Source organism: Moritella viscosa, assembly GCF_900120065.1.
Classification (GTDB): Bacteria; Pseudomonadota; Gammaproteobacteria; order Enterobacterales; family Moritellaceae; genus Moritella; species Moritella viscosa.
On sequence record NZ_FPLG01000008.1, the window covers coordinates 79,250 to 88,970 of the forward strand.

Here is a 9,721-nt window from a genome sequence, read left to right on the forward strand (position 1 = left end):
GATGTTGTTATGAATGTGATACAGGGAAGCATTTTAGTCTCACTAGTGATCTTCATTGGTTTACTAATCTCTGGTAAGTTTCGACCATCGAGTTTATTTGGTGGGATGGTCATCCTAGCTTACTTGTCTGGTTTTATTGAAATGCCACAAGTTATGGCTGGATTTACCAATCCTTCTCTTATCACATTAATTTTATTATTACTTATTTCGATAACCATTGAAAAAACGCGTCTAATTAGCTGGATAGGACGGCAGTTATCAACGGGGCGTTTTACGGTGGTGGTGGCTAAACTCGGTATTTCTACCGCTTTACTCTCTTCTTTTACCAATAATACAGCTGTTGTTGCGTCGTTAATTGGTGCTGTGAAGCGTAACAATACCCATGCGCCCACTAAATTACTTATTCCACTTTCTTATGCTGCGATCTTTGGTGGCACGCTGACGCTAATTGGCACATCGACCAATCTGATTGTGAATAGTTTTGTAGTTGATGCGGGGCTTCCCTCGTTGGGTTTTTTTGAATTTTCTATTATCGGTTTAGCAGGTTTCGTTGCTGGCATGATAGTACTTATTACCATGAGCCATCGATTACCCGACCATACCCAAGATGAAAATGAAGAATTAGTCTATTTTTTAGAAGCACATGTAAAAGCCAATTCAGAATTGGTTGGAAAAACCATTACTGAAAATAATTTACGTGCGTTAAAACAATTATACCTTGCTGAAATACAGCGGGATGGCGATGTTATCTGTCCTGTCTGCCCAGAAGAAGTATTGCGAGCAAACGATCAGCTTCTCTTCTGTGGTGATGTTGATTCGGTCGGTGTACTGCAAGATATTAAAGGATTGAAATTATTTGGCCAAGGTGAACTTAATGGCCAGCATCTCGTTGAAGTTATTGTCAGTCACTCTTCAAAATTAAACGGCTTAACCTTAAAAGAAAGTAAATTTAGAGAGCATTTTGATTCTGTGGTTGTGGCTATTCGCCGTGGACATAGTCCTTTACGTGGAGGCTTAGGTAATGTGCGCCTACGTGCTGGCGATACCTTGTTATTAGCACCGGGTGCCGAGTTTAAAAACAGTAAAGATCTGAGTCGTGATTTTGTCGTAGTCAGTGGTTTAGATGTTGCAACACGTTTAAGTGATAAACGTAGTATTGGCGTATTAGCTGGATTTGTTGGCACAATTGCTTTAGCACTAACCGGTACATTACCGCTATTAAAAGGCTTAGTTATATTCGTATTACTGCTTTGCATGAGTGGTACTTTATCTTTGCAAGAGATCCGCAGACGTTTACCTATTGATCTTTGGCTCGTCGTTGGTAGTGCATTAGCCTTATCTAACATGCTACAGGTCAGTGGTGTTTCAGACTTGTTAGCGGGCTCTTTAATACAAGCTTTTAATGGCTGGGGGGTATTAGCCGCGTTTATTGCAACTTATTTTGCAACATTATTATTAAGTGAACTAATCACCAATAATGCTGCTGCTGCATTGGCATTCCCGATTGCATTTAGCTTGGCACAAAGTTATGGGGTGAGTGAGTTACCTTTCATTATGGCGGTTATCTTTGGCGCCAGTGCCAGCTTTATTTCGCCTTACGGTTATCAAACTAACCTGATGGTTTATAGTGCTGGTAATTATGCGCTATCAGACTACCTTAAACTCGGTGTTCCGACATCGATTGCTTATTCCTCTGTGGTATTAGTAATGATCCCATATGTATTCCCATTTTATCTGTGAGCATGTAATGACAACAATTACCAATGAAAGTAATGCTGATACAACAGCAACTGAAAATATCGTGTGGCATAAACATACTGTAGATAAAGCAGCAAGAGCAGCGAATAAACAACAGCAACCCTGTGTGTTGTGGTTTACGGGCTTAAGTGGCTCTGGCAAGTCGACAGTGGCGGGCGCATTAGAGAATGAATTACACAAAGCGGGTTATCATACGTATTTGTTAGACGGCGATAATGTGCGTTTTGGTTTATGTGGTGACCTGGGTTTTAGTGATGATGATCGTAAAGAAAATATTCGCAGAGTGGGAGAAGTGGCTAAGTTAATGGTTGATGCGGGTGTTATTGTATTAACTGCATTTATTTCTCCACACCGTCAAGAGCGTGAATTAGTTCGTTCATTGTTAGGTGACAGTGAGTTTATCGAAATACATGTTGATGCGGATCTTGCTATTTGTGAGAAGCGTGACCCTAAGGGACTTTATAAGAAAGCGCGAGCAGGTGAAATCAAGAATTTTACCGGTATTGATTCCGTTTATGAAGCGCCAAATAAACCTGAGTTGTATCTAGATAATGGGAACAATCCTGTTTCGACCTCAATTCAACAGATCATGGCTTATCTTTCACAGCAAGGTCATATTAAGTAACTTTTTATAAATAATTTTTATAAACAATCGTTTGTCAGTAAGGGAGTAGTAGCGGACTAATGGATATATCAATCGATCATTTAGCGAGTCAGGTTAATGATATCGCGGTTGCAGCGGGACAAGAGATATTAACTATTTATCAGCGCGATTTTAAGGTTGATACGAAAGATGATAACTCACCTGTGACAGAAGCCGATATTGCAGCCAATGACATTATTGTTGCCAGTTTACGCACGATTACGCCTAATATCCCTATTTTGTCGGAAGAAGGCGTAAGTATTCCTTGGGATGAACGAAAGCAATGGCAAACATTTTGGCTTGTTGACCCGCTCGATGGTACCAAAGAGTTTATTAAACGTAATGGTGAATTTACCGTTAATATTGCCTTGATCCACAATCAGCAACCAATATTAGGTGTTGTCTATGCGCCTGTATTAGATAAGCTTTATTATACGAATACTGATGGAGCTTTTTTATTACATGGCGGTGAAACCGTTAAGTTAGCTGCATTACCAATTCCTAATGATGAAATTGTCAAAGTGGTTGGTTCCCGTTCTCATGCTAGTCCTGAAATGGCGTTATATGTATCGCGTTTTACAGAAACAGATATTATACCGGTTGGTAGCTCATTGAAGTTCTGCTTGATTGCTGAAGGGAGTGCACATTGTTACCCACGGTTAGGCCCTACTTGTTGGTGGGATACTGGTGCTGGGCATGCTGTTGCTTGTGCGGCTGGTGCAAAAGTCGTGCAACTTGATGGTTCGCCTTTATTGTATAACCACCAAGAGTCAGTGCTAAACCCGTTTTTTGTTGTCGCTAAATGATATATACCCAAGCGACTTCGAAATGCACCATCAGCAAAGTGAAAGAAGAGGGTATTCAAGGCATGAAGTCGAGGGTTTAGTTATTCTAAATCAAGACGTTCATAACGTCGAAGATACCTTCATTCGTTTTGCCTTACTAGCCTCTGATATAGCACTTTTAAGTAACTTGGGTATAAACTTAAAAATTAAATGCGTTATGTAAATGACTGGTTAGTTCAGAAAAATATTCATGGTTTTTCTCATGAGGAATGAGTTTAGCCAGTTCATCACCAATATTCGTAAAGCGATAATACTTCACTCTTGATGAACGACTTTTTACTTTCACCGTTAATTTCTCTTCCCCGTAGCTTATCGGTAAGTCTTTATCTCGTGGGAGGTTGACCATTTCTAATTCATTGTTATGAATTAATCCCAATTCAGATAAGGTTAAAAAGCTACTGTAAGGTAGTTTGTGTCGGCCTAAATTTATCGATTTAAATTGCGGTTTATTAAATAATAAGAAACTTTTGTTATTATTTTGGCAGTTAAGGATAATTTTGTGGTTAGTGTCATAACCTACTTGAGAACTTAAGTTACAGGCAACCTGAAACATTTGAGCTTCACGTTGGGTCATTTGATTGAGTGTGCGCAGTGATTTTACCGAAAAACTGCCGGAATGACTTAATTCCAATGCAAAAATCTTACCCCATAATGTTTGCATATGCGGCCCTGAAATATCTTTTGCCATCGACATAAAAGCACTTAACCAATCTGGGTCAATAACTTCGCTGGTGACATCGTCACAAAAATTATTGGCGCGAACGACAATGCTTTCTAAATTTTGTTGTTGTTTTATTTGTTCTTGATTAATACGTTGGATCGCTCTGTGTTCAAATGAGGTGTGTTTGTTTACCGTCAACATACCATCAATGCCTCTATCTTTAGAGACTTTTCTTAATTGTTGAATACTGTTTAAAATATTCGATTCAACTTTATTTATTTTGGTATCATTTCCAGACATAGTAAAACCTAGCTGCGTATTCAGATTAAGGGTAATAAGCTTTTATTTATACCTGATATAGGCCTGAAAGTATTGCATGATATGTAAAGTTTCTGGCTAGTGAGGACATTTTTATGATGGTTTATATCTTAAAGTCATTTGGACGAGTACGGTAATAAAAAGTCGATTTCTACTCGTCCTTAGTATGGTATATCTAAGATCTTGAAGGTTATTTAGATATTAATATTATATATAGGCGTTAATAAGACCAATCACAGTATCGATCTCTGTTGGATTCATTTCACCGTCTTTGACATATAAGACCTTACCAGATTGATCTAATAAAATGATCGCTGAACTTTTTTCAGTTAGCCCCCACTTATTACGAATATCCCCGTCTTCATCAAGAACAAAGATTGCATCAGGAAATTCTTCTTTGTTTGATCTCAATTGGCTCGCTACTATCGCACCGGTTCCCCAAATCGCGTCGTCTAAATTAACTAGCGTAGCTGTATTGTATTTCTCGAATGGGAAATCAGATTTTTTCAATGTATCAATCATTGGCTCATTTAATTCCTTAGCAGATGTGCGTCCTGCAATATGCTGAATTAAAATAACCTTATTATGTAACTCGGCAGTAGACCACTGGCGGTATTCGAATTCACCTTCGACGAGAGCAACGTAACCTTTATCTTTGATTGTCACTTGGGGAACATTGTCTCCTAACGTTAGATTATGGCTTAAAGCAACAAAAGAGGCGAGTGATAGCGTAATAGCCGTCAGTATTTTTTTCATTATTTTTATCCTTTTAAATATGAAATTAATGTGAACGTTTTAAGCCGGTAGTCAATTAACCAGCCATATCGAGTTATATTATTTTCATATCTTATTCTATTTTCAAGGATTTTTGATTACTAAAATACAAATTTGTGGTTAATATAATGATTCATTAATCAATTCTGTGTCAGACGATAATATTTTATCTAACTTCACTTTTGATCCTGATATGACAGTATATTGATTTTTATTAATCATGATTTGCTGGCCTTTTACGCCACTCTTACTATCAATTGTTAACCATACGGGGGACACACTGCCAATACTGTCAGATGGATAAAGCATAAAAAGTTCATATTCAGGCGCTAGCTGACTAATTAGTGTCGCTAATAATAGGGCTTTTTCATCACTGTCTGCTTCATTGGTTTTTAAGACACTAATTGGAGAGAAGAAACTGTCCTTATGCTCTTTCCTGTCTGGGATCGCATAAACCCAATTTTGTGCATTCTTGACTGCTGAGTCAATTGACTGTTGCTTAGCGAGCTGTGTCGCAATATCTTTTAGGTATGCTCTATACTCATAAAATAGTTGAGAGTAATTTGGTCTAACGCAAGGTAAATCTTCATCATCTGGATGCACGCAAGGGGTTATTTTTAGGTGATAAAAGGCATCGTTTTGATATTGATTGTAGGCCTGCCAAAACAATTGTGAGGCATTACTTTCGTCTTTATTAGTAAATGCGTATCGTATGTCTTTTATTTTATCTTGATCATCTGGCGTGTAAAAATTTATACGGTCGATAGCAAATTCGAGTCTTGGTGTTAGGTAGGTATGAATCGCTTTGATTGGATAACTCAATGAAAAGGACAATTTATAACTGTCTAATAATGATGTTTCAACAATATCAGTATCAAAAAATGATTTTATTTTTAAGTTCTTTCCTTTGCTATCGGTCCATTGCCAATTAATCGAAAATGAATTTACTTCATTGTTAGGTAAGTTGATTAGGGGGGAAGACGAAAGTTTGTTGCGTTCATCTGTATCCCCAGAGAGGGAGGCCATTACCGGTACAGAAAGAAAAATTATTATGCTTGTGGTTATAGAGGGCCACAGAGATGCGTTGTTCAATAAAGAGTTGGGCATTGAATGAATCTCTGATGATAAGCGATTCACTAAGCTTGGTAGAAAATGCGATTGATATCAAAAATAATACAGAATAAATTTTGTTACCAACCACACCTTATTATAACTATTTAGACCAGTTATCGAACTGGTCTTGCGCGTAGCTACTGATTACCAGCCCTTTACGATTGAATTGTTAAATAATTTTTTAGCTTCGTCATACACTTCTTGAGTTTGGAATGCAGTGATGAATTGTTTTACTTTCTCTGAATCTTTATTGTCGTTACGAGCAACAATTAAATTTACGTATGGAGATTCTTTATTTTCAACGAAGATGCCGTCTTTAGTTGGTGATAAACCAATCTTAGTTGCAAATGTTGTGTTGATAATCGCTATTGTTACGTCTTGTAAGTTACGTGCTAATAGCGCTGCTTCTAATTTTATAATCTCAACACCAAATGGATTTGCAGTAATATCTAATTCCGTAGCTTTAATACCAGCGCCAGATTTAAGTGAGATGATACCTTGTTGCTCAAGTAATAATAATGAACGGCCTAGGTTAGTTGGATCATTTGGTACTGCAATTTTATTACCTTCTTTGAGCTCGTCAACACGCTTGATTGATGTCGAGTATGCCGCAATTGGATAAACAAATGTGTTTGCTACTGCTGTAATATCATAACCACGTTGTTCGATTTGCGCATCTAGATACGGTTTATGTTGGAAAGCATTTACATCAATACTGCCTTCTTCAAGTGCTCGGTTTGGTGTTACATAATCCGTAAATGTTACTATTTCAATGTCTAGATTATACTTCTCTTTAGCAATGGTCTTAGCAATTTCAATTACTTCTGCTTCAGGACCCGCCATTGCCCCCACTCTTAATACTGTTGAGTCTTTGTCACCACTACATGCGCTTAATAACACACTTGATGCAATTGCTGTTACTGATACTAATTTCTTTAGTGAAAATTCCATGATTATTATTTCCTTGAGTGGTTAAAATTTATTATCTGTGGTCGACTTTACTTATTAAGCGTTCACCGATTGATTGAATAATCTGTACGATGATTACCAGTAAGATTACTGTAATTAGAATAATAGTAGGGTTAAAGCCAATGTAACCATGCTGAATACCAACATCGCCTAGGCCGCCGCCGCCGACAGTACCAGCCATTGCTGAGTAGTTTACAAGTGTTACTAATGTGATTGTGATGCTATTGATAATTCCTGGCATTGCTTCTGGGATTAACACTTTGATTATAATCTGTAGTGGTGTCGCGCCCATTGTTTGCGCTGCTTCGACTAGTCCTGCTGGCACATCTAATAATGCACCTTCAATTAATCGAGCAATAAAAGGGATTGAAGCGACGGTTAGTGGAACGATCATTGCGCCAGTGCCGATTGATGAACCGACAATCAGACGTGTAAACGGAATGATTGCAACAAGTAAAATAATGAAAGGTACTGAACGACCTATATTTACAATCACACTTAATGCATTATTTAATTTTTTGTTTTCTAAAATTCCGCTCGTTTTTGTTACATGCAATAGGATCCCTGTTGGCATACCCAGTAAACATGCAATTGCTGCGGCAATTCCGACCATCACGAGTGTTTCAACCGTAGCGGTAAAAAGTAAATTAATCATTTGTTCAGTCGACATAACCGATAACCTCTACATTAACTGCGTGTTGTTGGAAAAATGCTTTGGCTGCAATGGTGTTTTCTTTATTACCAATAAGCTCAGCAAGCATATAACCGAACTTGATGCCGCCGGCAAATTCAATATCGGCACTTAAAATGTTTACATCAACATTTAATGTTCGACTTACTTCTGAAATAACGGCCGAGTCAACACTGTTACCAGTGAACCCAAGACGTACTAATGGCATCGAATTTTCTTTTCTATTTAATGATAATCGTTGTTTATACTCATCAGGGATTTCTAGGTTTATCGTTGCTTCAATAAATATTTGTGCTAATTCTGTTTCTGGATTAGCAAAGAACTTCGCGACCGTATTTTTCTCAATCAACTCGCCTTTATCAATGATCGCAACTTTATGGCAGATATTTTTAACTACTTCCATTTCATGCGTGATAAGTAGAATCGTCAGGCCTAGTCGTGCATTAATATCTTTTAATAAAGCTAAAATTGATTTTGTTGTACTTGGATCAAGTGCTGATGTTGCTTCATCGCACAGTAGTACTTTAGGTTCTGAAGCTAATGCTCGTGCAATTGCTACACGCTGTTTTTGACCGCCACTTAATTCCGAAGGGTAAGCTTTATGTTTTGTTGATAAGCCAACTAACTCAAGTAGTGGGGTAATTTTATTATTGATCTCGGTTTTATCAATACCTGCTAATTCCAGCGGTAATGCTACATTATCAAATACAGTACGAGACGATAATAAATTGAAATGTTGAAATATCATGCCGATTTGGCGTCGTGCAGTACATAGTTCTGCTTTATTTAGCTGCGTTAGTTCAATGCCATCAAGCTGAATTGATCCCGATGTTGGAGTTTCAAGTAAGTTTACACAACGAATAAGGGTACTTTTCCCCGCACCTGATGAACCAATTACACCGAATATCTCACCTTTTTCGACGTTTAAGTTAACGTCTCTCAAGGCATAAACAGGTTTATCTGTAGTTTCAAATATTTTATTTATATTTGTTAATTTAATCATTTCAACGCCTAAAACGAAAAGTAAGAATTAACCTATAAGGTTAGATATTAATTCTTCATTTATGAGTAACAACTGGATACATATGCTAAATAGTTAGTTGATTAAAGTCAATGGACTTTTTTACATCTAGACGTCTAAACGTTTATTTATGTCATTATGGGTAAATGAGTGGGGTGGGGGAATGAAAGATTAAAAAGGTATCGATTGCGAAATTTCGGTGGCATGGAATAATGGTCGATTGTAACTCATAGAAAAATAAAGGTGAAAATAGTGGCAACTGCAGCTGTATTTTTAGATCGCGATGGTGTGATTAATAAAGATAAAGGTTATGTTTCACAAATTGATGATTTTGAATTCATCGAAGGCAGCATTGAAGCAATGCAACTATTGAAGACGCATGGTTATCTATTAGTTGTAATAACGAATCAGTCTGGTATCGCACGAGGTTATTATACTGAAGATGAATTTATGACATTAACAGAATGGATGGACTGGTCACTTGCCGATCGAGGGGTCGACCTTGATGGTATTTATTATTGTCCCCACCACCCAGAAAAAGGACTAGGTGATTTTAAACAAGATTGCTTATGCCGTAAGCCAAATACTGGGATGTTAGATAGTGCAGTTAAAGAACTTGATATTGATCTTTCGCAATCGTTTTTAGTGGGCGATAAATTATCCGATATTCAGGCAGGTCAAAAATTACAGCTTAAAGCCAATTATTTGGTGTCGACGGGTAAGGTGTTATGTGAAAAAGGTTCAGAAGCAGCAGATGCTGTGTTTACAGACCTATTATCTGCGGCTAAATCGATAGTTAACGATTAAATTTGCACTGTTTGATTACTATTTGAGCTATTAAGTTTTTTTGAAGAAAAAGTCTTGCCAATAAAGCGCAGATCTCTATAATCCATCCTCACTGACACGGCAACAGCCGCTCAGTATGCTC

The 9,721-nt window shown here is 37.5% G+C and carries 10 protein-coding genes; 4 read left to right on the forward strand and 6 right to left on the reverse strand.

The window, feature by feature from the left end; all coding sequences use genetic code 11:
• The first annotated feature begins 9 nt into the window (after positions 1–9).
• From BT797_RS01695 to cysQ, 3 genes are all read left to right on the forward strand, one after another.
• Positions 10–1,740, forward strand: a complete 1,731-nt coding sequence (locus BT797_RS01695; protein WP_045109062.1) for an SLC13 family permease — start codon at positions 10–12, stop codon at positions 1,738–1,740.
• Positions 1,741–1,747: 7 nt separating this feature from the next.
• Positions 1,748–2,383, forward strand: coding sequence for an adenylyl-sulfate kinase (gene cysC / locus BT797_RS01700; RefSeq protein WP_045112380.1), 636 nt, complete (start codon positions 1,748–1,750; stop codon positions 2,381–2,383).
• 65 nt (positions 2,384–2,448) lie between these two features.
• The gene (gene cysQ / locus BT797_RS01705) at positions 2,449–3,207 is read left to right on the forward strand and encodes a 3'(2'),5'-bisphosphate nucleotidase CysQ (RefSeq protein WP_370443628.1); all 759 of its coding nucleotides are present in this window, start codon (positions 2,449–2,451) and stop codon (positions 3,205–3,207) included.
• 178 nt (positions 3,208–3,385) lie between these two features.
• On the opposite strand, the gene BT797_RS01710 is transcribed toward cysQ, so the two are convergent.
• The 6 genes from BT797_RS01710 to metN all read right to left on the reverse strand — a co-directional run bounded on the left by BT797_RS01710 (position 3,386) and on the right by metN (position 8,775).
• A complete protein-coding gene (locus BT797_RS01710; RefSeq protein WP_045109064.1) occupies positions 3,386–4,207 on the reverse strand; it encodes a TIGR03899 family protein in 822 nt (273 codons plus the stop codon).
• A gap of 225 nt (positions 4,208–4,432) precedes the next feature.
• On the reverse strand, positions 4,433–4,981 hold the full coding sequence (locus BT797_RS01715; protein WP_045109065.1) for a YtfJ family protein: 549 nt from the start codon (positions 4,979–4,981) through the stop codon (positions 4,433–4,435).
• Between the two features lie 138 nt (positions 4,982–5,119).
• On the reverse strand, positions 5,120–6,106 hold the full coding sequence (locus BT797_RS01720; RefSeq protein ID WP_045109066.1) for a hypothetical protein: 987 nt from the start codon (positions 6,104–6,106) through the stop codon (positions 5,120–5,122).
• Between the two features lie 150 nt (positions 6,107–6,256).
• Positions 6,257–7,063 carry a methionine ABC transporter substrate-binding lipoprotein MetQ gene (gene metQ / locus BT797_RS01725; protein WP_045109067.1) on the reverse strand — a complete coding sequence of 269 codons (807 nt, stop codon included), beginning with the start codon at positions 7,061–7,063 and terminating at the stop codon, positions 6,257–6,259.
• Positions 7,064–7,094: 31 nt separating this feature from the next.
• On the reverse strand, positions 7,095–7,751 hold the full coding sequence (locus tag BT797_RS01730; protein WP_045109068.1) for a methionine ABC transporter permease: 657 nt from the start codon (positions 7,749–7,751) through the stop codon (positions 7,095–7,097).
• Positions 7,741–8,775, reverse strand: coding sequence for a methionine ABC transporter ATP-binding protein MetN (metN, locus tag BT797_RS01735; RefSeq protein WP_045109069.1), 1,035 nt, complete (start codon positions 8,773–8,775; stop codon positions 7,741–7,743). Before metN ends, BT797_RS01730 begins: the two co-directional genes overlap by 11 nt.
• A 270-nt stretch (positions 8,776–9,045) precedes the next feature.
• Here metN and gmhB point away from each other — a divergent pair, with 270 nt between their 5' ends.
• Positions 9,046–9,600 (forward strand): D-glycero-beta-D-manno-heptose 1,7-bisphosphate 7-phosphatase, encoded by a 555-nt coding sequence (gene gmhB / locus BT797_RS01740; RefSeq protein WP_045109070.1) that lies wholly within the window; start codon positions 9,046–9,048, stop codon positions 9,598–9,600.
• Positions 9,601–9,721 lie beyond the last annotated feature (121 nt).

Bases quoted from the DNA above. Each gene is read 5' to 3' on its own strand.
- BT797_RS01695 (WP_045109062.1), top strand. From the start codon at position 10: ATGAATGTGATACAGGGAAGCATTTTAGTCTCACTAGTGATCTTCATT.
- cysC (WP_045112380.1), top strand. From the start codon at position 1,748: ATGACAACAATTACCAATGAAAGTAATGCTGATACAACAGCAACTGAA.
- BT797_RS01710 (WP_045109064.1), bottom strand. From the start codon at position 4,207: ATGTCTGGAAATGATACCAAAATAAATAAAGTTGAATCGAATATTTTA.
- BT797_RS01715 (WP_045109065.1), bottom strand. From the start codon at position 4,981: ATGAAAAAAATACTGACGGCTATTACGCTATCACTCGCCTCTTTTGTT.
- BT797_RS01720 (WP_045109066.1), bottom strand. From the start codon at position 6,106: ATGCCCAACTCTTTATTGAACAACGCATCTCTGTGGCCCTCTATAACC.
- metQ (WP_045109067.1), bottom strand. From the start codon at position 7,063: ATGGAATTTTCACTAAAGAAATTAGTATCAGTAACAGCAATTGCATCA.
- BT797_RS01730 (WP_045109068.1), bottom strand. From the start codon at position 7,751: ATGTCGACTGAACAAATGATTAATTTACTTTTTACCGCTACGGTTGAA.
- metN (WP_045109069.1), bottom strand. From the start codon at position 8,775: ATGATTAAATTAACAAATATAAATAAAATATTTGAAACTACAGATAAA.